General features: G+C 69.3%; 19 protein-coding genes and 5 pseudogenes. 12 read left to right on the top strand and 12 right to left on the bottom strand.

Annotation, left to right across the window (positions count from 1 at the left end):
* Positions 1-107 precede the first annotated feature (107 nt).
* The 4 genes and pseudogenes from ABFY03_RS00890 to ABFY03_RS00880 all read left to right on the top strand — a co-directional run.
* Positions 108-427 (top strand): annotated as a pseudogene (locus ABFY03_RS00890) (transposase); the annotation flags it as partial.
* A gap of 60 nt (positions 428-487) precedes the next feature.
* Positions 488-1,072, top strand: coding sequence for an SMI1/KNR4 family protein (locus ABFY03_RS00885; RefSeq protein ID WP_319007527.1), 585 nt, complete (start codon positions 488-490; stop codon positions 1,070-1,072).
* A 953-nt stretch (positions 1,073-2,025) separates the two neighbouring features.
* Positions 2,026-2,274, top strand: coding sequence for a hypothetical protein (locus ABFY03_RS37835; RefSeq protein WP_386723496.1), 249 nt, complete (start codon positions 2,026-2,028; stop codon positions 2,272-2,274).
* Between the two features lie 23 nt (positions 2,275-2,297).
* Complete coding sequence (locus tag ABFY03_RS00880) at positions 2,298-2,876, top strand: hypothetical protein (protein WP_346172375.1); 579 nt, start codon at positions 2,298-2,300, stop codon at positions 2,874-2,876.
* Here the strand turns inward: ABFY03_RS00880 and ABFY03_RS00875 are convergent.
* A complete protein-coding gene (locus ABFY03_RS00875; RefSeq protein ID WP_346168813.1) occupies positions 2,848-3,465 on the bottom strand; it encodes a YrhB domain-containing protein in 618 nt (205 codons plus the stop codon). The two genes, ABFY03_RS00880 and ABFY03_RS00875, sit on opposite strands and share 29 nt — an antisense overlap.
* A 409-nt stretch (positions 3,466-3,874) precedes the next feature.
* Positions 3,875-5,563 (bottom strand): FG-GAP-like repeat-containing protein, encoded by a 1,689-nt coding sequence (locus ABFY03_RS00870; protein WP_346168812.1) that lies wholly within the window; start codon positions 5,561-5,563, stop codon positions 3,875-3,877.
* A gap of 329 nt (positions 5,564-5,892) precedes the next feature.
* Here ABFY03_RS00870 and ABFY03_RS37830 point away from each other — a divergent pair.
* A pseudogene (locus ABFY03_RS37830) lies at positions 5,893-6,135 on the top strand (transposase); the annotation flags it as partial.
* A gap of 203 nt (positions 6,136-6,338) precedes the next feature.
* Here the strand turns inward: ABFY03_RS37830 and ABFY03_RS00865 are convergent.
* The 3 genes and pseudogenes from ABFY03_RS00865 to ABFY03_RS00855 form a co-directional block, all read right to left on the bottom strand.
* Positions 6,339-6,671: pseudogene (locus tag ABFY03_RS00865) on the bottom strand (hypothetical protein); the annotation flags it as partial.
* A gap of 696 nt (positions 6,672-7,367) precedes the next feature.
* Positions 7,368-7,667: a hypothetical protein gene (locus tag ABFY03_RS00860; protein ID WP_346168811.1), complete on the bottom strand. Its 300-nt coding sequence runs from the start codon at positions 7,665-7,667 to the stop codon at positions 7,368-7,370.
* A 591-nt stretch (positions 7,668-8,258) separates the two neighbouring features.
* On the bottom strand, positions 8,259-8,384 hold the full coding sequence (locus ABFY03_RS00855; protein ID WP_346168810.1) for a hypothetical protein: 126 nt from the start codon (positions 8,382-8,384) through the stop codon (positions 8,259-8,261).
* 285 nt (positions 8,385-8,669) lie between these two features.
* Between ABFY03_RS00855 and ABFY03_RS00850 the strand changes: the two genes are divergently transcribed.
* Positions 8,670-9,499 (top strand): IS5 family transposase gene (locus ABFY03_RS00850; RefSeq protein WP_386723502.1). Its coding sequence is split into 2 segments (ribosomal slippage): positions 8,670-8,991 and positions 8,991-9,499, totalling 831 coding nucleotides; the frame shifts between segments, so codons are not numbered across the junction.
* Positions 9,500-9,520: 21 nt separating this feature from the next.
* On the opposite strand, the gene ABFY03_RS00845 is transcribed toward ABFY03_RS00850, so the two are convergent.
* The gene (locus ABFY03_RS00845) at positions 9,521-9,817 is read right to left on the bottom strand and encodes a barstar family protein (RefSeq protein WP_346168808.1); all 297 of its coding nucleotides are present in this window, start codon (positions 9,815-9,817) and stop codon (positions 9,521-9,523) included.
* Between the two features lie 920 nt (positions 9,818-10,737).
* Between ABFY03_RS00845 and ABFY03_RS00840 the strand changes: the two genes are divergently transcribed.
* Complete coding sequence (locus ABFY03_RS00840) at positions 10,738-11,250, top strand: hypothetical protein (protein WP_346168807.1); 513 nt, start codon at positions 10,738-10,740, stop codon at positions 11,248-11,250.
* Here ABFY03_RS00840 and ABFY03_RS00835 read toward each other — a convergent pair.
* Together ABFY03_RS00835 and ABFY03_RS00830 are read right to left on the bottom strand one after the other, a co-directional pair.
* A pseudogene (locus tag ABFY03_RS00835) lies at positions 11,251-11,412 on the bottom strand (IS5 family transposase); the annotation flags it as partial.
* A 113-nt stretch (positions 11,413-11,525) separates the two neighbouring features.
* Complete coding sequence (locus ABFY03_RS00830) at positions 11,526-12,005, bottom strand: hypothetical protein (RefSeq protein WP_346168806.1); 480 nt, start codon at positions 12,003-12,005, stop codon at positions 11,526-11,528.
* Positions 12,006-12,602: 597 nt separating this feature from the next.
* On the opposite strand from ABFY03_RS00830, the gene ABFY03_RS00825 reads away from it, so the two are divergent.
* Entirely contained in the window at positions 12,603-13,205 is a 603-nt protein-coding gene (locus ABFY03_RS00825) for a GNAT family N-acetyltransferase (RefSeq protein WP_346168805.1), read from the top strand.
* 345 nt (positions 13,206-13,550) lie between these two features.
* Here ABFY03_RS00825 and ABFY03_RS00820 read toward each other — a convergent pair.
* The 3 genes and pseudogenes from ABFY03_RS00820 to ABFY03_RS00810 form a co-directional block, all read right to left on the bottom strand.
* Positions 13,551-13,832, bottom strand: a pseudogene (locus ABFY03_RS00820) (transposase); the annotation flags it as partial.
* 13 nt (positions 13,833-13,845) lie between these two features.
* Positions 13,846-14,556: a TnsA-like heteromeric transposase endonuclease subunit gene (locus tag ABFY03_RS00815; protein WP_346168803.1), complete on the bottom strand. Its 711-nt coding sequence runs from the start codon at positions 14,554-14,556 to the stop codon at positions 13,846-13,848.
* Positions 14,557-14,716: 160 nt separating this feature from the next.
* Complete coding sequence (locus tag ABFY03_RS00810; RefSeq protein WP_346168802.1) at positions 14,717-15,223, bottom strand: hypothetical protein; 507 nt, start codon at positions 15,221-15,223, stop codon at positions 14,717-14,719.
* Positions 15,224-15,604: 381 nt separating this feature from the next.
* Here ABFY03_RS00810 and istA point away from each other — a divergent pair, with 381 nt between their 5' ends.
* Positions 15,605-17,221 carry an IS21 family transposase gene (gene istA / locus ABFY03_RS00805; RefSeq protein ID WP_346172177.1) on the top strand — a complete coding sequence of 539 codons (1,617 nt, stop codon included), beginning with the start codon at positions 15,605-15,607 and terminating at the stop codon, positions 17,219-17,221.
* 11 nt (positions 17,222-17,232) lie between these two features.
* Positions 17,233-18,027 carry an IS21-like element helper ATPase IstB gene (gene istB / locus ABFY03_RS00800; protein WP_346168801.1) on the top strand — a complete coding sequence of 265 codons (795 nt, stop codon included), beginning with the start codon at positions 17,233-17,235 and terminating at the stop codon, positions 18,025-18,027.
* 11 nt (positions 18,028-18,038) lie between these two features.
* On the opposite strand, the gene ABFY03_RS00795 is transcribed toward istB, so the two are convergent.
* On the bottom strand, positions 18,039-18,506 hold the full coding sequence (locus tag ABFY03_RS00795; protein WP_346168800.1) for a hypothetical protein: 468 nt from the start codon (positions 18,504-18,506) through the stop codon (positions 18,039-18,041).
* A 1,205-nt stretch (positions 18,507-19,711) separates the two neighbouring features.
* Between ABFY03_RS00795 and ABFY03_RS00790 the strand changes: the two genes are divergently transcribed.
* Together ABFY03_RS00790 and ABFY03_RS00785 are read left to right on the top strand one after the other, a co-directional pair.
* On the top strand, positions 19,712-20,581 hold the full coding sequence (locus ABFY03_RS00790; protein ID WP_346168799.1) for a conjugal transfer protein: 870 nt from the start codon (positions 19,712-19,714) through the stop codon (positions 20,579-20,581).
* Between the two features lie 39 nt (positions 20,582-20,620).
* Entirely contained in the window at positions 20,621-20,914 is a 294-nt protein-coding gene (locus ABFY03_RS00785; RefSeq protein WP_346168798.1) for a hypothetical protein, read from the top strand.
* Positions 20,915-20,918: the final 4 nt, after the last annotated feature.

The raw sequence follows: 20,918 nt of genomic DNA, 5'->3' as shown, positions 1-20,918 counted from the left end.
ACTTCAGTGTCGGCGGACAGGGTCTCACCGGGGGTAGGGGTGACGGGAACCCCAGGGGGTGTCTTTCCGATCATCTGACCGGTGGTCCGGTCGTGAGGGATGGGGAGATGTCTGACGCCGCCTGGGCGGTGATCGAGCCGTTGCTGCCGTCTGTAGGCCGGGCCCGGGGCGGTGGCGGTATCGCCAGGTCCTCGAGGGCATCGTGCTCAAGTTCCGCACCGGTCTGCCCTGGCGGGACCTGCCCGAGCGGTTCGGCCCCTGGCAGACCGTGCACGGACGCCGCTTTGCCCGCTGGGCCGCCGACGGCACTTTCGACCGCCTGCTGTCAGCGGCCCAGTCCCGGGCGGAGGTGGACTGGCTGGTCGCGATCGACTCCACGATCCTGCGGGCCCATCAGCACGCGACCTCTGCTCCCCGCTCGCGCGGGTTAGGACGATGCCACCCGCCCGCCTGTTGTGGTGTCGGACCCTGCTGACAGGGTTGCCGCATGGACGAGTTCATGGGCACCCAGGCCCCGCCCCGCCGGATTCAAGATGCTGTTGAGGCGCTGACGGCGTTCGAGCAGGCATGGTCGGAGCTGACCGTGCTCCGGCGTCCAGAGCCCGCGAAGGTCGATTGGGCGGCTGTCGAAAGCGGTCTGGGCACCGCTCTCCCGCCGGACTTCAAGCTGCTCACCGAGCTCTATCCCCGCCTCGTGGTGGGGGACACGCTCTTCGTCACCTCCCCGCAGCCCGGCGATGAGCAGGCATGGGTCGAAGCCACACTCGAAGACCTGGAGATCGTCGAGGAGTGGTGCGAATACGCGGAGCTCGATCCGCCGGTGCAGGCTTTCCCGGCATCTGGCGGCCTTCTCCGCTGCGGGTCGACAGACTGGGGCGACTACCTCCTGTGGTCGACAAGCGGGGATGGCGCCGAATGGACGATCACCGTGGCCACCCGCGGAGGCGGCTGGTGGCACTACAACGGCGGACTCGTGCAGTTCCTCACCGGACTGGTGGACGGCAGCGTCGACCAGTGGGGACTGCACACGATCAGGCCCACCATCACCGGCCACCCCCCGGCCTCTGCTTGAAATGGTGTTCCGCCGGCTGACGCTCCATGATCTGCGGTGTCGTGTGCTTCTGCTGCGCCGGCGCGTCCAGGCCCTCACGCCGCATTTCGTCGATGAAGCCCTTCACCGGCTCCAGCACGCTCGGCCGTGGCGGCGGCTTCCGATTCGACGGTGCCGGCGGCTCCAACGCCGTCCGCACCGGGTTCCGCGGGCACCTTGACCGCGCGGCGAGCTCCCGCCCCGACAGCCCCTGCTCGCGATGAACCCGGCGGATCCTCTCGAACGGCCTCTCACGTGACCTGTACACCAGCGGTTTCCCTGGCCTGGACCGTGATCAACAGGCACAGCGTGACGGCCAACCAGCGCACCCTCTCGCCATTGCTCCGAAAGCGGCATGTTCCACACCATCACGCCGCATGGTTCCCGACTCACCGATGAACCACCGGCTCCCGTCCACACCGAAGACGTGGCTTTCCTTCACCCCGACAAAGACACTCGACTGCTCCCAAGCGCATGCGGGGATGGCCCTCACGGCGAGCCCATGGACCCGGCGGCCTCCGCTGCTTCCCGCGCCCGCGGGCCGGCGGCCGTCATCACCCCGCCGGGGCTCGGCGCCTGCTCCCCGCTCGCACGGGGATGGCCCCAGCCTCGCGCTGGGCGGACTGGGCAGCGGCAACTTGGCTTTGTTCACGGTTTCGGTTCTGGCTCATCTTCTGCGATATGGCCACGCTGAGTGACCGCTGAGCTTCTCCGGGCGGTAGCCGGAGCACCGTCCTGGGCCTGGCTGTTGTCCTTCCCGGGCCGGGAGCGCCCGCCCCGTGTGTGGTCGGCGTCGATGAGTACGCCACCGGCAAGGGCCGCCACTATGGCACCGTTCTCGTCGACGTCGAGCCCCGCCGCCCTGTCGACCGCTGTCCGGCCGGGAGGCATCGAGCCTGGCGGCCTGGCTCGCCGAGCGGCCCGGCGTCGAGGTCGTGTGCCGGGACCGGGCGCCGTTCTTCGCCGAGGGCGCCACCGCTGGTGCACCGCAGGCTATCCAGGTCGCGGACCGGTGGCACCTCTGGCGCAACCTCAGCGAGGCCGCCGAGCGGAGCGTCGCCCAGCACCGTCGCTGCCTCCGCGCGCTGGTTCCCACAGCGGACGCGCACGGTTCTCCTTGGCCGCGCGGGCACCGATTCGCCGATCGGACCCGGGATCGGCATGCCGCCGTCCACGCACTGTGACAGCGGGACACAGCATGCGCTCGGTGCAGCGGCAGCTCGGGATGACCTACCGCACCGTCAAGCAGCTCGCAGACGTTGCGACGCCGGAGGAGCTGTTCACCGGTCAGCGGCAGAACCGGCCCTCCGTCCTCGACGACTACAAGCCCTATCTGGACGATCTCCGGAGCGAGGGCTGTACCAATGCCTGGAAGCTGTGGGAGCAGATCGTGCCGCTCGGTTACAAGAGCGGCTACCAGCGCGTTCGCGCCTGCCTGCACGTCAAACGCACCTCACCGCAGCCGGTGAGCGCCCGGCCCACGCCCCGAACCGTCGCCGGATGGATCCTGTGCCGTCCGGACACCCGTACCGAACCCGGGCAACTCCAGCCCAGCCTCCACACCCTCGCCGCCGGCATCGACCGCGGCCGTGACGCCGTCATCGCCGGCCTGACCCTGCATGGGATCCCGGGCACTGTCGAAGGCCATGCCAACCGGATCAAAATGCCCAAGCGTCGGATGTTCGGCCGCGCCGGCTTCTCGCTGCTGCGCAAGCGAGTCTCCTCGCTTCGTGAGGGCAGCTGCTGTTGTCAGCATCTCAACGGTTCGCCGCTCTGCCAATGGTGACCGCGGACAGGATCGGGTCGGTAGGCGGCACCAGCTCCCTGGAGGAGACCTCTAGAAGGTGTGCCGGAGCATCGCCATGCTGCAAGGCGGTCACGTACTCGATGATCTGAGCGTGGGAGAGCGCGGGCACTCTTTGGCGCAGGATGTGCATGGCATGAACCCTCCCACGAGCGCCTGCCACCGCCCGGACCTCATCATGCAGATCGTCCACTGCGGTCCGCGTGACCTGCTGCCGAATGCGGACTCGGTAGTCCGCCTCCCACGCGTCCGTTGCCGCGGAGACGACACCGATCTGATGCACACTTCCGTCGACGCGGTCAACAAGGTACGGCCCATTCCCGGCCAGTGCGAAGTCCGGGTTTCGGGTGCGCAGGTACTCCTCAGATGTCCAGGAAATGATCCATACCAGCTCATGCTGCTTTACATGCGACACAGCCATGCGTATCGGGACAAGCCCAAGCGACAGCTCTCGCTGGTAGTCGCGTTCCAGCTCTTCCTCAACGATCTGAACCGCGGCATCTCGTTCAATCACTTTGGCAGGATCTCGTACGGCCCGGGTGGCTACCAGCAGGTTTTCTGCTGGCTTCACGTCTTGGCAGACCGTGGTGGAACAGGCGAACGGTGCCAGCAGGCCGTTGCTGATTCTCCGAGCGATGGGGTACCCGGCGATGACTCACGGTGCCCCCGTCACAGAACCTGTGTCAGAACCCGAGAACGGGAGGTGCCTGTCGGCGCTCGGCGACGGCGGGACGACGGTCGCCACCCACGCCCGTAGCCGGCGCTTCTATCCCGGCCCCCGAACGAGCGGCCCACGGTGTCCTACCAGTCGGCACCGAGCTGCTGCCCGAAGCAGGTGCCGGGGCCGGCTTTGGCGGCGACGGTGATGCCGGAGCAGCGGTGGACGGCCCTGATACCGGCGGTGATCGCGGGGCGGGGCCCGCCCCCTCCTTTCCGAAGGATGTGAGCGGGTGGGCACAAGCGGGTGCTGACGGACTGAATCAGAGTGTGGTGATGCCGTTCCAGCCGCAGCCGATTTTCACGCGGGTCTTCAGGGCGCCCTTGCCGTCGCCGTCGTAGCGCCACAGCGTGCCGGCGGTGTCGGTGGCGAGGACGTCGGGTATGCCGTCGCCCGACAGGTCGCCCGCGCCTGTCAGGTGGAGGGTCTTCCAGCCCTGGCCGATCTTGGATCGGCCGCCCCGCTCGTAGCGGTAGAGGTCTCCGGCCGGGGTCTGCCCGAGGTAGCTCTGGTAGCCGCCGGCGGTGACTGCGCCGATGCCCGTCAGGCGGTAGCCGGTGTAGCCGTGTCCGGTCTTCTGGCGGGTCTGGAGGCCGCCCCGGCTGTTGCCCGCGTACTGCCAGAGAGCGCCCGAGGGGTCAGTGGCCAGGACGTCCGGGAAGCCGTCGCCCGTCAGATCGCCTACTCCGGTGAGCTTGAGGTCTTTCCAGCCGGTGCCGATCTTCACCTTCGCCGCGAAGCGGCCGTCTGTCGTTCCGTCGAGGCGCCAGAGGCCGCCGGCGGTGTCCTGGGCGAGCGCGTCGGGGCGGCCGTCGGCGTTGAGGTCGCCGGCGGCGGTGAGGCGGTAGCCCTTCCAGCCCCAGCCGATCTTCACGCGGGGCTTGAGGCCGCCCGTTCCGTTGCCGTCGTAGCGCCACAGGACGCCTGTGCTGTCCAGGGCCAAGACGTCCGCGCGGCCGTCGCCGTTGTAGTCGCGGCGGAAGGCGCCGTGGGGGTTCCATCCGCGAGGGATGACCCATGAGAGGTCGGAGGCACTGGTGTCGGGAGCCGAGAGGATCTTGGGGGTGCTGCCGGGAGCGGTCGCGCCGCTGACGGTTGCCTGCTGATCCGTGCCGCCGGAGATGTACGCGACCTGGGAGCCGTCCGGGGACCACTCAGGGAGCATGGCGCTCGCTCCCTTGGACAGGGAGTACTCACTGCCACTGCTCAGGACGCGGGCGCGGACGTCGTGCGCGCCGTCGACATAGGCAGAGAAGGTGATCCGCTCGCCGTTCGGTGAGAACGTCGGGTGCAGGCCGTAGGTGACGAGCTTCGGGGCGCCGCCCACGCGTGGGTCCCAGATGTGGACCGCGCTGCCGCGCAGGAAGGTGATGCGTCCGTCCCAGGCCACGTCGACCTGGCCGTCCCAGGTCTGTTCGGGGGTGGCGAAGACGTAACCGAGGTCGCTGCCGTCGAGGTTGACTCGCATGATGCGCAGGCGGTCGTGGCCCGGTTTGGCCCGGAAGCTCAGGTAGAGCTGCTTGCCGTCGGGTGTCCAGTCGAGGCCGGTGAGCCAGCCGTCGGGCTCGTTGATGTCCATGCGGACGGGGCGTGCGTTGAGGCCGTCGGCGTCGGCGACCCAGATGTCGGCGAAGCCGTCGTTGTTGATGAAGGCCATGCGCAGGCCGTCGGGGGAGTAGGTGACGCCGCTGATCTCGGCCGTTGTCAGGCCGGGGCCGGTGGGCAGGAGGGTGCGTCGGTCGGTGCCGTCGGCGTTGACCGTGACGACAGTGCTGTGGCGGATGCCGGCGACGTCCTTGTGCTCGGTGAAGACCACGCGGGGCTTCGGTATGACCCCGGCGGCGTGAGCCGGTGCCGTCGTGACCGCAGTGAGCGCGGCGGAGGAGGCGAGGGCGGCCAGAGCGGCCCCGAGCACGCGACTGCGCCCCCGGGTGCGGGTGGAATGGGTCAAGTGATCCCCCATAACGAACGGATATGTCGGACGCGGTCGGTGACGTTGCCCGGGAATAGGACGGACCGCCCTGTCGAAGGGTTGTATGCCGCCAGGCGTCGGCCCGCTAGACGTGGCGCCGCCTGACACGAGCCCGGCGACGGGTTCAGCCCTTGGACGTAGAGTGGGCCCCCGGCGCTGTCGTGGTGTCTCCCGGGGCGTTCCGCTGTCCAGTCCTTGGTTGCCTGCACGAGAGCCGTCTGCCCCTGGGCGCTCCTGACTGTCGCCATGCCCCCTCGACATCCTCCCCGGCTGCTTCGACTGCCTGGAAGGAGCGGCAACCGCAAGGCTCGTCGGGGACAATCCGAACCCATCTCCGCCGACGAGGGATCCGGGCCGTGTTCCCGCAGCGCCAACCGGAAGAAACGAGGTCGATCCGGCGCCCGCCCGCCTTCGACCGCTAGAGCTGCAAACGGCGCAACACTGTCGAACGGTGCATCAAAAGACTCAAGCAGTGGCGCGGCATGGCCCCCCGATACGACAAGACCGCGACCGCCTACCTCGCCGCCGTGGTCATCTGGTCGGCGAGGTGATCCGAAGGAAACTGCCTAACCCACGAACCTCGGCGGGGCGGGTGGTTGAACGACGTCAGTTGATGGAGAGCCTGGCAGTGTCGGGTAGAACTGCAGGTCAGGAAGTCTGCTCCCCGCTCGCGCGGGGATTGTCGACGTACTCCTGTGAGTGCTCCGCCGAGTACGGAGATATCTGCACCAGTGAGAGGTCGGGGCAGCCGGAGTCAGTTCGTGGGCGTGACGGTGGCGGGAAGGTGAACTTCCAGCACGACTGCGGTGCCGGCCACAGTCCGGTCCTCGCGCATGCTGATCCGTTGGCCGGTTTCGACGTGCGTCCAGCGAGAGGGGGTGAGGGGAACGAGGCGAACAGTGGCCCGGCCGCCGGGCTCCACAACGGGCATGCCCTCGACCCACAGCCTGGCGATGCTCACCGAAAAGCCTCCGGTGGGGGAAAGGTTCCCGATGTCCCACATGGCCCGCAGAACACCGTGACCGGAGATTGGCGTCTTACGTCGCGCCTCCGTAGCTGGACGGAGCGTCAGATCCGCCCGGACCATTCTGTTCCCGCGACACCGCGTCCGCCGTTGAGTTGTACCCGCCGGTCGACGGCGACGGCTGGTACGCCTCGCAGGTGCGCGACTGGGTCGCGGTCTGCCCGCAGCTCGGCGACCCGGCGGTCCGCCTCTATCTGATCCTGCGGTCGCTGGTGATCGACAAGCATGGGCCGGTGCGCAAGCTGACGCTGGCGGAGCTGTGTCATCTGCTGCCGCGCAAGGCGGTGGCGCCGGGGGAGCGGCCGGAGCCGTCGAGCGTTTTGCGGATCCGCGTCCTGCTCGACCAGCTCACCGGAGTCGGGCTGGTCACTACCCCCGAGGGCCACCGGCTCACCACGTCTTCCCGGGCATTGGCGGCCGGGCAGGGGCTGCGGATGCGGATCAACCTGATGCCGTGCCGGTCGTACGCCGGGCCGCGCAACGCCTTCGACGTCCTGGACGAGACCCGCCCGGCCGCCGAGCAGGCGGCGCTCATGGCCCGGGCGCGGGAGCTGGAGCTCGCCCGGGCCCGCCGGGCAGCCCGCGAGGCGGAGCCCGGGAACGGGCCGCAGACCAGGGCAGCAGGCTCGGGTCAGAATTCCGGCCCAGGGGGCGCGGGTTGGAATTCTGACCCGCGGGGCCAGAATTTTGACCCGCGGGGTCAGAATTCTGACCTGGATTCGGGGGCTGACCTGCAAGAACGCGACCTCCCGCTCAGTCTTACCGCTCAGACACCGGAACGTCCGTCCGTCCCCTCAGGTAGTAGAGGGCGGAGGGAAGACGGACGGCGGGACGGAGGGACGGACAGACGAAGGCCCGCAGCGGGTGCAGGAGGAGGACCGGCCGCGGGCCGGAAGCGCGGACGCGGAAGAGCGGCAGGAAGGGGCCATGGGGGAGCGGCCGGAGATGACGGTCGGCCTCGACGTCCTGTACCGCCTCGGCGCCCAGGTGCCCGCCCTGGCGCTGGCGGGTCGGCCGCTGGCCGACCAGGCACGCCGCCTCGACGCCCTCCTCGACCACACCCCCTGGACCGCCGACACCCTCCTCGCCGCTCTCGCCGCCCCGTTCGAAGGCCCCGTCCGCACCAGCGCCGGCGCTGTCGTCTCCGCCCGCATCACCGCCCTGCCCGCCGCCCCCGCCTACATCCCGGAGCAGAACGAGACGCGGAGCAGCGTGGTCGCCGGAGAGAGGGTGCGGCGGGTCATGGCGGAGTGCACCGAGCGCGGACGGCCGCCGGAAGCCGGCATGGACCTGTGCGCCGCCTGCGCCGACTGGCCGCTGTGCCCGGCATGCCACATCTACCGCACCCCCGCCGGCACCCCCTGCCGCCACTGTGCCGCCATCGCGCCCGCCCTTGCGGAGCCGGCCGGTGCACCGGGCACGACGGATCCGGCTGCGGGGCGCCGCTACTGCAGATCGGCCCCCTCGGACCGCTGTGCGACCGGCGCGAGGCCCAGGCCCGCCGCGCCCGTGCCGCGCGTGACGCGCAGTGGGGACGCAGCTGTCCAGGCCGCCGGCGCCGCCGCAGAGGCCGGCTCCGCCCGAAGGCACCGCACAGCAGCAGGGCCGCCCGAGAGCACATACTCGGACGGGCCCTGCGCATGGAGGAGGTCAGCGGGCGGGAGCCGCGCCCCACTCCGGGTCGAAGCCCCAGCCGGTGTCGCCGCAACAGCCGGCCGCCGAAGTTCCGGTGAGGCCCCAGCCGGTGTCGTATCCCCAGCCGGTGTCCTGGCTCATGACGCTTCCCTCCCTGGTCCGCCGGCGCCGGGTACGGCGCCGGTGGAGTGACCGTAACCCGCAGGCTGCGGCATCATGCCACCCTGAAAGGCGGACTGGGAAAGGCACTCTCCAGAGTCGGCCGTCACTTACCACCACGCTTACCACCGCAGGTCACAGCCCTGCGCAGCCCGGCGGCCCACCACGGGGCCGACGGCCGGGGCAGGGTCGGTGGCTAGGGCGTGTCTCCTTGGTCGGTTGGTCGGTTGATCGGATGTGTCTGTCCGGTTAGTGATCACTGATGCGATGTGGGGCCGGATCGAGCCGCTGATGCCGGCCGATCCGGTCCGCGGTCGGCGGTGGGCCGATCACCGCCGAACCCTGGAGGCCATCGCGTGGAAGTACCGCACCTGCTCGCCCTGGCGGGACCTGCCCGACGAGCTCGGCTCGTTCCAGACCGCCCACAAACGCTTGATCAGGTGGGCTGTGGACGGCACCTGGGAACGCATCCTTGCCGCGGTCCTGGCAGCGGCCGACGACGCTGACGACATCGGCTGGACCGTGTCGGTGGACTCCACCGTCTGCCGGGCTCACCAGCATTCCGCCGGCGCCAGAAAAAGGGGGCCCCAGGTCGGGCCGAACCCGACGACCACGCACTCGGACGCTCGCGCGGCGGCCTGAGCACGAAGGTCCACCTCGCCAGCGACGCCCGTGCACGGCCCCTGGCCCTCCGCGTCACCGCAGGCCAGGCGGGTGATGCTCCAGCCTTCGAGACCGTCATGGTCGCCATCCGCGTTCCGCGAAGCGGACCGGGGAGACCGAGGACCCGGCCCGATGCCGTCCTGGCGGACCGTGCGTACTCATCCCGCGCGATCCGAAGTCACCTCAGCCGACGCGGAATCCGCGCTGTCATCCCTCAGCCCTCCGACCAGATCGGCCACCGGCTGCGGCGAGGCAGTGCCGGCGGCCGACCGCCGGCCTTCGACCCCGAGGCATACAAGCAGCGCAACGCGGTCGAACGGTGCATCAACCGGCTCAAGCAGTGGCGCGGCCTGGCCATGCGAACGGACAAGCTCGCTATCGCCTACCAGGCCGCACTCCACCTTGCCGCCATCCTCATTTGGAGCCGGCGCTGAGCCAGACGTCCGAAGAATTCGTCAGGCCCGCCCATGGACAATGAGCTGGTTTTGTTCTCCGTCAAAGATGCCGGCCAGGACGTCGGCCTCCTGCCGGTGCCCGTCGAAGAGGCCCCGCTGGTCGACATGCACGATCAGGACGTCGTGGCTGTCGATCACCTCGGAGATGCCCCGGGTCTCAATCGTGTCCGACCACGCGTCCAGGTTCCGGCCGAACCACTCTGGCAGTCCGCACGGCTCGCTCACCGCGTCCCAGAAGTCGTTGATTGTCTCGATCAGCCGACCCCGCAGGTCAACGATCAGCTCGCTGTCCGTCATCGCAGCAGACTAACCAGCCCCACCACGAGAATCACCGGTCAAGGAGACATGCTCTAGCTCCGGCCGGCCTCGGGATCGGTACCAGGGGTGAAGACGACGGCACTGGGTACGTGGTGATCCGGAAGCCGTGCCCGGACTCCGGTAGGGCCGAGGCGGACGAGGGTCCGGCCACCGGGGCAGGCGTAGAAGTGGTTCCCCGCGTGCTAGTTTGCTGTGGCTGTGCCGTAGTGGACGACTGCTCCAGCGCGCGAGCAGGAGTCGCACGAGGGTGTGACCGGTCAGGGAGCCGGGCGAGGCGGGCGGGCATCGCAGCGTCGTACGCGGTCGGGAAGAGCGCGGGCGGGCGAGACAACTGCTGCTGCACGGCTTCGCCGATGGGCGTTCGCGGAATCGTGGTAAGCGGGACTCACCATGGTGAGCGGGGCCTTGAACCTGATAGGTCAGCCCCCTGCTTTCCCAGGTGAATGGGCCTGCTGATAGGCAACCTGATAGGCGTTCGAGCCGTGCCTTACCGCGGGGCGCGGCAGGAGGGGGCCGCCAGCGGATCCGGTCCGGTGTCCCGCCCGTGAGGTGCTCCAGCCGTTCCTCGGCTCCGCTCAGGGCGAGCGGGTCGAGCGGGTCGGCCGGAGTTCGGCCGGTCCGGCGCCCGCCGCACCTGGTGCAGCATCACCGCCGCCCAGCCCGTACCTCGCCCGCGAGGCCATCAAGGAGCACCCCGGGGCCACATGACCGAACTCATCTAGGACGTGTGTCGAAAGCGCTGTTCGCCATGCTCGTCGGTCGCTGGATACGCGAGCCGGGGGTGACGCGCGCCACCTCTCCAGGCACGCAGTTGAACGCGTTCAACGACTCTGGCAAGGTGGCTTCCCGCAGCCCGTTCCTGTCGATTGACCGACGAGGGCTGGGGGCGGGAGGGTCTGATGGCGGGTGGAAGCAGGCTGCGTGCGTGGGGGGCAGCCCTTGGCGGTTTGATGGTGATGTTGGCCGTTCTGACTGCATGCGCGGGTCCCAATCAGTACTACGAGGGAACGGGGCTCCACGACGCCACGGCGGCCGAAGTAGCCGGGGGCTGGGAGAACGTCGCGGGGACCCGCGTGGTGCTCCATAAGGACGGAACGGCCCTTGTCGAGAAGCTCGACGGGAAGGGCTTTGACTTCGAGGACGGCTGGCGTCTCTCCGGTACGGGAACCTGGCAGCTGGCCGACGACGACGGCGGCGGCGGGCAGGTCGTCCGGCTCGCGCTGACGGACCGGACCCGAGTCGAGAAGCGCTCTCCCGCGCCTGCGGCTGACCCTTTGGCTCCGGAGCCCCCGTCGACCTACTCGTGGTTCTTCTACGTGGACCGCGATCCGCACGACGGGCTGGTGCTGTTCTTCCTGTACGGCGACCCGGACATCGGGAACATGTACGTGATGACGCGCGAGACAGGGTGATAGCCATTCGTTGATCGCTGCGACCAGCACGGTCGCCTCGAAAAGGACGGCGAGCTTGTCGTACCGCGTGGCGACAGCACGGTTCCTCTTGAGGCGGTTGATCCCGCACTCGACCGCATGGCGCTGACGGTAGTCGACCGGGTAGAGGCGCGGCGGCCGGCCGCGTGGGTCCGGCATGCCATGAGGGTCCTGCGCCGCCGGCACCCTCGCGGCCGGAATCGGGTCCGGCTTCGGGACCTTTCCGCGAGCGAGCCGGCAGACGGCGTTGAAGGCGTTCAGGGGGCAGCTGTGCGGTCGAACTTCGTGATGCGCAGCTTCACCTCGGCGGTCTCAAGGGTGGTGGGAATGCCGCCATAGGTCGTCTCCCCTGGCAGCACACCGATAGCGGTCTCGGTCCCCTTGGCGACACGGACACCGTGCGTGTCGAGGGCCTCCCAATCCCAGGTGTAGTTCACCTCTTCCGAAGCGCTGTTCACGATCGTCCACGCGATCCAGATGCGGTCGGCGCCGAAGGCTCTTTGGTCATCGATCTCGAAGCTCTTCAGATCCGCTCGCTCGTTGTCCGGCTTCAGCGACGGCGCTGCAGACCGTGTCTCCTCGGCGGGAACAGACGTGGTCGGAAGCGGCGGCGCCGACGACCGACTCTTCTCGGGGGGAACGGACGCGGTCGGAGTCGATGCCTCATGCTCCTGCGTCCGTACGGGATCGGCCCCTTCTGCTCCGGAGTCACAGGCGACCCCGCCGAATGCGAACACACCGATAGAGAAAGCGACAAGAGCCCCACGGCGACCGTACATAAGCGAAAAGGTACAAGTGGATGCCCAGGCCGACACTTGAACATGCCATGTCCGCCTGAATAGCCCGGAGATACCTGTCAGACCGCAGGCAGCGAGGCAGGCGTATCTGCGGAGGCGCCGGCGCCCAACCGGAGCACGGACTCGGTCAGCTGCTCCAGTCGTGCCCGCCGCCGTGGCAGCCGTACAAACCGGAGTCGGGACGGCGACGACCGCCGCGCGGATGCAGGGTGATGTCGCCGGTGAGAGTCCGGCCGCATTCTGGGAGCGGCAGGCGTATTCAATGATCATCGGACCGGCGCATGGTTTGGCCACCGGCCTCTTCACTTCAGGAACCTGTGCGCACATACCCCAGGCGTCGTACGACTGTGTCACGCTGCACGAGAGTGAGCGGCACCTCCGGGTGGTCACGCACCTCGGTGTCGCTCACCAGCACGTCAGGCCGCGCTCCACTTGGCTTTCATCCTTACCAGGGCTCGCGCTGAGCAGGCATGACGACGCGCTACCGAGCGGAGAAACCTGGTGGTCCCTACCCGAAGAGGCCCATAGCATCCGCCTATGACCGAGAGCATCAGGATTGCAGACGACGAGCATGACGCAGAGGCTGAAAGGCAACTCGTCTGGAGAGCCGAGTCCGTCGGCCTCGCAGCGCTCGACATAGACGACGCCGAGCTCATGCATGGCTGGAGATCCGACCCCGTAGCCGCCCACCAAATAGGCATCTGGCCACGCTCACTCACCGCCGTGCGCGAGCGCATCGAGCGCGACATCGAAGACGACGATCGCGACGACTTCCTGATCCTCTCCCCCGACAGCGCCCCTGTCGGCTACGTCGCACTGACCGGTCAAAATATCGTCAACGGCACAGCTCAGGTCGAGCTGCTGCTCGCTGCTCGGCATCGCGGGCAGGGCCACGGCACCGCCGCCCTCGACGCCGTGGTCGACCTGGCCTTCGGCGAGCTCCCGATGTATCGGCTCACGGCGGAAACGCACACCGACAACACCCCCGCGCTCGCCGTCCTTGCCAAGTCAGGATTCACCCAGGAAGGGATCAGCCGCGCCGCCTGCCTCCACCGCGGCCGCCGCCACGACCTCGCCGTGTTCTCGCTACTCCGCCCCGAGTGGGAAGAGCTCGCCCGTCCTCGCGCTTGGGACGCCTGATCGGCGGAGCACTCGCGCCGGAAGAGTCGGCCGCCCTGCTTGCCCGAGTGGCCGAGCCCCGGGGTAGACGAGGGTGATAGCGCGGCCTCCGGACTCGTGGGGGAGGAAGCCGAGGGCGTAGGTCCGATTGTGGGGATCGGCGTCGGGGACTGGCCGGGCACTCGGCAGCTGGGGGTGCCTTCTAGCTGCTGGCGGACGCTCTCGACGGCGGCCCGCTCGGGTCGAGCTCAGCGAGGGCCCTTCTCAGCAGCGTCCAAGCAGAAGACGGGCGTCACCGGCGGCCGGCCTCCGCCATCTTCTGGCGGAGCTCGGCCTGGACATCCACGGAAGACCGGGTGAGTTCGGCCACCGCCGCCGGGCTTTCGCGTCGGCCAGGGACTGGAGCCGGGTGAGGATCCGGTGCCAGGTGCCGTTCCGCTGCCATCGGCGGAACAGGTCATAGACCCGGCTCCACGGTCCGTACTCGGCGGGGACGTCTCGCCACGGAACTCCGGTTCGGACCCGGAACCGTATGCCGTCGATCAGTTGCCGCCGAGGCCAGACCGGCGGTCGCCCCGTCTTCGTGCCCTTCGGCAACAACGGCTCCAGCACCGCCCACTGCTCGTCCGTGAGATCTCCCCGACCCATGAACCGTGATCATTCACAGCCCAAGATCCACTTTCGATACACGACCTAGCGGCAACGGCTGCTCCCAGTCGAACAGCAGCCGTCGCCGCCACATCAGCCCATACACAAGATCGACAGCAGTCAGTTCCGGGACCCCGCACGCACTGGCGCCCTCGAACAGAGGCCGCCTGCGCCGAAAGGCCTCAAGGACGGCCCGCTCCTGCTCCGGGGCCACTCGGTCCGCGAAGCGGTAGTCCGCGAGCCACATCAGGTTCTCCATCCGCGTCCCCCGCAGAACGGACCGCACCTGAACCTGCCAGTCCGCGGCCCGTGCGACCTCGTCGAGCCCTGCCAGGCGCTCCTGCCACTGCGGCCCGTCTCCGCGCGGCGGCCGCACGACCACAGCGCACCTGGAACCGTCCCGCATCCTTGCCATGAAGTCCGGCCGCCACCGGTACTTGGCGCGCCCCGACTGCCAGTGCAGCTCCACCGGCTCCCCACTGAAGCGGACGACCTCGGGGTCGAAGTCCAGCTCCACCGCCACCCGCAGCCGGCGCGTAGACCCGCACACCACCTTCGACCGCGACGACGACGGCCACGCCGTGATCTTCCCCTGCCGGCCGTGATACGCCACCGGGTCCGTCGGCGGCTGCCTCTCCTCAAGTGCCACACCCTTCAGGGCGGCCGCCGACGAGGCCGTCAGCTCACCCCACTCATCCAGATGCCAGCCCCTCACGTCCCGCATGCCCCTCCATCCCGATCCCGCCCGCTTCGCACGGCCATCCGACGCGCCGTCCTTCGAGCCCTGTTCCAGCCGCGTGATTGCGCACGTTGCAGCGGCATGCGCTCCCAAGGCCGGTAGGCCAAGGAGCCCGGGGAGCGCCCCGAGCCATCGGCCAAGGCCCTCAGGACAGGCACGAGCGCTGTTCCAGCGGCCCGGTCGGTGAGGCGAGCCGGCTGTGCCCCGGGGCAAGCGGCAGCCGCCCCCGCCGCCCGACGGCAGGCTGCGTTGCGGGGCCGGCCCCTGTCCGGTGGCGGTGTAGCCAGTCCAGCAGCGGGGCCCTGCCTGCCGGGACGTCCAGCTCCCACACTTCCATCAGTGCCTCGGCCTTGCCGAGCCACCGGCCGCGGGCCTGGGCGTCGCGGACGTTCGATTGCTCGAAGGCGGCCATCAGCTGAGCGAGCTGTGCCGCTTCCGGGTAGATCACCAGTGGCATCGCCCGGCTGCTGCGGTCCTCCAGTTCGCATGCCCACGCCCGGTGGACCCAGCGCAGCACCATCGGCATCGACCGCCACCAGTCCGCCGCCACCTGGAAGGCGTCGGCGAACAGCTCCTCACCCGACCTACCGAACCGCCTGTGCAGCCGGACCCGCTCCCGGTGCGCCTCGACGACCTCGGGAAGCTCCGTCAAGGACAGCCCGTCGAGCGGTTCCGTGCGCGAGTCGTCGCACCACCGCCTGTGCCGGGCGCACACCCGCCAGCTGTCCGGCATCAGCCACCAGGCCGGCTCCCTGACTCCGCGGGCTTCCGCGCACTCCGTGCAGTAGCGCACGAGGCGGCCTTCGGGCGGCTGCCAGGGCCACTTCCACACCGCGTCCCCGTCACCCGGCAGCCGGTGACGCGGCGCCAGTCCGGGCAGCGCTTGGCTTTGTTCGTGAGTTATGAGAGCACCTGTAGCTCATCGCCGAGAGCGCGCTCTTCCACGGGAGAGTGATGTCGCCGAGTTTCGAGAGCGCCTGGGTGCTTGCTTCGGGACCATGGTTGTGCTCTGCACGACGAGGGGGCCGGGGTGCTGCCGAAGTCCAAGGTCGATCTGTACGCGGCGATCCGTCGTGATGCGAAGGCTGGTCTGTCGATCCGTGCTCTTCAGCGGAAGTACGGTGTCGGGTTCCTGACGGTGCAGAAGGCGTTGACGTCGGCCTGGCCGGAGCCGCGGAAGAAGCTTCCGCCACGGGCGACGCGGCTGGATCCGTACAAGCCGTTGATCGACGAGATGCTGCGGGCTGATCTGGATGCGCCGCGCAAGCAGCGGCACACGGTGAAGCGGATCTTCGAGCGGCTGCTGGACGAGCACGGTGCGGACGAGATCTCGTACCAGATGGTCCGTGGCTACGTCGCTGACCGGCGTGAGGAGATCCGGGTCCAGGCCGGGCGAGGCGTGGTGGAAGCCTTCGTCCCTCAGACGCACAAGCCTGGAGCGGAGGCGGAGGTCGACTTCGGCGACGTGACGGTGCGGCTGTCCGGGGAGCTGGTGACCTGCTACTTGTTCGCGTTCCGGCTGTCCTACTCGGGCAAGGCCGTCCACCGGATCTTCGCCTCGGCAGGTCAGGAGGCGTTCTTCGAGGGCCACGTCCACGCTCTCAACACGCTGGGCGGGGTGCCGACCGGGAAAGTCCGCTACGACAACCTTAGGGCCGCGGTCGCCCAGGTGCTGGGCTTCTCCCGCCATCGGGTCGAGGCCGAGCGCTGGACCGCGTTCCGCTCCCACTACGGCCTGGAAGCCCTCTACTGCCAGCCCGAAATCCGCGGCGCCCACGAGAAGGGCGGTGTCGAGGGGCAGATCGGCTGGTTCCGCCGCAACCACCTCGTCCCGGTGCCCGAGGTCGCCACCCTCGCCGAGCTCAACGCGATGATCGACCAGTGGGACCAGGAGGATGAGGATCGCCGGATCCGGGCCCGTCCTCGCACGATCGGCGAGTACTTCGCGGCCGAGCAGCCGCTGCTGGCGCCGCTGCCGCAGGAGCCCTTCGAGACGGGCCGGCTCTTCACGCTGCGGGGCGACCGCTACAGCCAGATCAGCGTCCGCACCAACCGATACTCGGTGCCGGTCCGGCTGATCGGCCGGAACGTCCGCGCGATGCTGCACGCCTCCGAGCTGGTCGTCTATGACGGCCGAGAGGAAGTTGCCCGGCATGAACGGTTGATCGCCAAAGGCGGCACCCGCCTCGAACTGGACCACTACCTGGAAGCCCTCGTGCGCAAGCCCGGCGCTCTGCCGGGAGCGACCGCGCTCGACCAGGCCCGCTCCGCGGGCCGGTTCACTCCCGTCCACGACGCCTGGTGGGAAGCGGCCGTCAAGGCCCACGGCGAGCGGGACGGCACCCGCGCGCTCATCGAGGTCCTCCTCCTCGGTCGGCACCTGCCGCACGAGCACCTGGTCACCGGACTCGCCGCCGCCCTCAGGACCGGGGCGCTGAGGGCGGACGCCGTCGCTCTTGAAGCCCGCAAGGCAGCAGACGCCGACACCGCCCCTGCCGAGGCCCCGGAACCGGCAGCAGGGGGTCGGGCCAGCATCGCCCAGTTGCCGGCTGCCGTCCGTGCTCACCTGCCACCTGACAAACGGCCTCTGCCGTCGGTCGCTCACTACGACCAGCTCCTGCGGCTCCGCCGCGACCGCCCCACCCCCTGAAGGAGAACAGCGTGTCCATGCCCCGCCAGCGAGGACTTACCGAGCAGGCCGCCACGGCAGCGATCGACCAGGCATGCCGGATGCTGAGGCTGCCCACCATCCGGTCCCAGTTCCCCGAGCTCGCCGAAACCGCCGGCCGCGAGCAGATGTCCTACCTCGGCTTCCTCTCCGAGCTCCTGCTGGCCGAATGCGACGACCGGGCCCGCCGCCGCTCCGAGCGGCGCATCAAGGCCGCCGGGTTCCCCCGCGACAAGTCGCTGCGCAAGTTCGACTTCGACGCCAACCCCAACATCGACCCGGCCATGGTCCACACCCTCGCCAAATGCGAATGGATCAAGAAGGGGCTGCCGCTCTGCCTCATCGGCGACTCCGGCACCGGCAAGTCGCATCTGCTGGTCGCGCTCGGCACCGAGGCCGCGATGGCTGGCTACCGGGTCAAGTACGTCCTGGCGACGAAGCTGGTCAACGAGCTCGTCGAGGCAGCCGACGAGAAGCAGCTGACCAAGACCATCGCCCGCTACGGCCGCGTCGACCTCCTCTGCATCGACGAGCTCGGCTGCATGGAACTCGACCGCCGCGGCGCCGAACTCCTCTTCCAGGTCCTGACCGAACGCGAGGAAAAGAACAGCGTCGCCATCGCCTCCAACGAGTCTTTCTCCGGCTGGACCAAGACCTTCACCGACCCCAGGCTCTGCGCGGCCATCGTCGACCGCCTTACCTTCGGCGGTAACATCATCGAGACAGGAACCGACTCCTACCGCCCCGCCACCACCCGCGCCCGCGCCGAACAACAGGCGATCGCCTGAGCTGCGGAGACTCAGATATGGGCCCGGATCTGCTTCACCGGATGGCCCAGTCGACCCCCTAGAGCCGTCAGTTCGTCCTCGCTGAACCAGGAGCGTTCGGGGTTCCAGACGGCGATCTCGAACCGGGCGAAACCGCAGGGCCAGTCGTAATCCAGCACGTCAAGAGTGGTTGATCCTCCACAGCACGGGACCTCGATCGCGAGCGTGGTGAACCCGTCGTCGCAGTGAGCCTCAAGGAGGTCGCCCCACCACTCCGTGTCGATGGCCGCCTGACACAAGGGACAACCGATCCTCTCCAGGTTCGCCCCGCAGTCGACGGCCGTCACCACGTCGTGCCACGTCACCTCGATCTCCACGTCCAAGCCGCCCGCAACACCAGGGGCCAGGTCCTCGACGAGCGCGACGACGTGGTCGACCGCATCGCGGTCCGGCTGCCACTGCGGATCACTCGGAATGATCGACAGGACATCATCGCTCATAGCTTCCTCACCTCGTCAGGCCACTGACCACCGCAGCGTCGCGACGAGATGCTATCGATCAAACGTTCCAGTGCTGCACCGCTCTGGACCTACCGTGGCCGACACGGGAGCAGGGGCGCTCTCAGAACTCGGCAACATTTCAGCGCCAGCCCAGCCTCAGTCGCTGCCGGAACCCACCGACATCCGCTCTCGCCTCTCACCTACGCAGCCAGACAACACCAGCCAGCCGTACGCCAAGGACATCGGAAGACCCTTGCGGGCGCGTGTGCGGGGACAACCTCAGGATGCATTCGTGTACTGAGCGCTGTACGGAGAACCCCGCAGGCGGGGACGACGTGAGCGCCGGCCACACCACCCAGCCGCGCGCCGGAGACCCCCGCGCGGGCGGGGACGACGAGGGCAAGACCCCCGACGTCCTGCGGACCCTGGGGCAACCCCCGCGCGGGCGGGGACGACATCCGGCAGGCGATCTACGACGCGGTCCTCGAGGGGCAAGGACGACGACCTCGGGCGCCTGCTGGAGGGTTCCTTCCAAGGGCAACCCCCGCGGGTGCGGGGACGACGAGCACGCCACCTGGAATGACGTGCTGGCCCGCGGAAGACCCCCGCGGGTGCGGGGACGACACTTGCTGACCTGGGATGCTATTGAGCCTGGGGACGAATTTCATTCAGTTACTCATGAGCGGCGGACTCCGGGCCATCTCGGCCCAGGGTGGAAGGTGCCGGCCGGAACAAGCCGAAGGGTAAGCACAAGTATGTGCAGCGGCCCTCCTGTGGTTGGCCCTATGCGACAAAACGCCGGCCGGGCCCCTGTCGATGGTGGTGGCAATGCGCAGCCCCTCCGATACTGGGAACGTCCCGACTGTTGCCGCGCCGCAATCAGGCTCCGGCATGCCGCGCTGACCTGCAGTGGTAAGTGAAGAACCGCCTGGTCAGACCGCTTACCACGGCGCTTACCACCAGGCATCGGCCCGCTTACCACCACGCTCACCATGAGGAGTTATGGCGGTGTGACGGCGTTGGGCCTCGGTGGTCAGCGGGGTGGTGAGGTGGCCGTCGAAGAGTGAGGCATCAGCTTCGCCGACCTCTTCAAGGAGCCCTCGATGCCTCCGCCCACATGGCTGCGCTCTCGCCGCGATCCCGCCCCACCGGCCGCCCGCCCCCGTGTCCCATCTCTGCGCGGGCGGCGCGCGTTCCTCGTAAGGGTGGGTGTCTGGGCGGCGCTTGCCGCCGGCCCGGCCGCCCTGCTGGTCGCCGTCGACCGGCCGCTGCCCGCATCGCTGAAGCCGGCCGCCGCCCCCCGTCCCGCCGCCGTGCAGCCGGCCGCCGACGGCAGGGAGGAAGGTGGCCCGGCCGGGTTCGCGGAGACCGTGCTGGGGCTGTGGCTGGAGTCCGGCACGGCCACCGAAACCTCCCCGGAACTCACGCAGCTACGGCAGCTGGCGCCCGGTGCGCAGCCGCCCCGGTGGGGGCGGCGGCCGGTCGCGGTCGTGCACACGGCTGTCGTCTCCACGGCCCGGCAGGAGCACGGTGCGTGGTCGGTGACGGTCGCCGTGCGGCTCGCGGACGCTGCCGCCGGGGTTCCGGCGGAGGAGTCGGCGCGCGGGCTGCGGTACTTCACCGTCCCGGTCACCGAGACCGGCAGCGGACCCGGCCGGGCGTATGTGGCCGGGGCGCCGAGGGAGACGGCCGGGCCGCAGCCAGGCCGCCCCGCAGCCTCGCCTTACACGGCCCGGATCGAGGACCCGGCGCTCACCGACACCGTCGAAGGATTCCTCGGCGCGTTCCTCGGCGCGGACGGCGCGGTCGAGCGCTACCTGGCCCCGGGCACTGTTCTTGCCCGGCCGGAGACGCAGTTCGCCTCTGTCGACACCCTCCAGACCCTCTCCCAGGGCCGTTCGCCCGGCGCCGGACGGGACGGGGCGACGGTCCGGGCCCGCGCGGAGGTCAGGGCCACCGACTCCGCGGGCCGGACGTGGCCGATGACGTACGCGCTCACCCTCACCGCCCGCGACGGCCGCTGGGAGATCGCCTCCCTCGACACCCCCGCCGCGGCTCCCTCCCCGCGTTCCTGACCCACCCCCACCACCCCTCTGCTCGTGAAGGAGTCCGCCATGGACACCACCCCCGTCGTCCTCGCCGTCCCGATCCAGGACATCGGCGACCACCTGCTCACCCTGAGCGGCTCCTGGGCCGAGAAGGCCCTGATGGTCGTCATCCTCTTCTCCGTTGTCATCGCGGTGGCCACCAAGATGAGCCTCAAGGCCGGCATCGGCGCCCTGCTCGGCCTGATCATCTGCGTCGGCCTCTACCAGTCCAAGGACGCGCTGTCGGAGGCGTTCAAGGAAGAGATCACCAACGTAGGCACCTCGAACCCGGCGCCGGCGACGACGCCGGCGGGCAAGTGACGGC

Origin of the sequence: Streptomyces roseofulvus (assembly GCF_039534915.1) — a bacterium.
Taxonomy (GTDB): Bacteria; Actinomycetota; Actinomycetes; order Streptomycetales; family Streptomycetaceae; genus Streptomyces; species Streptomyces roseofulvus.
The sequence above is the reverse complement of the archived record's forward strand: the minus strand, read 5'-3'. Positions and strand labels throughout refer to the sequence as shown.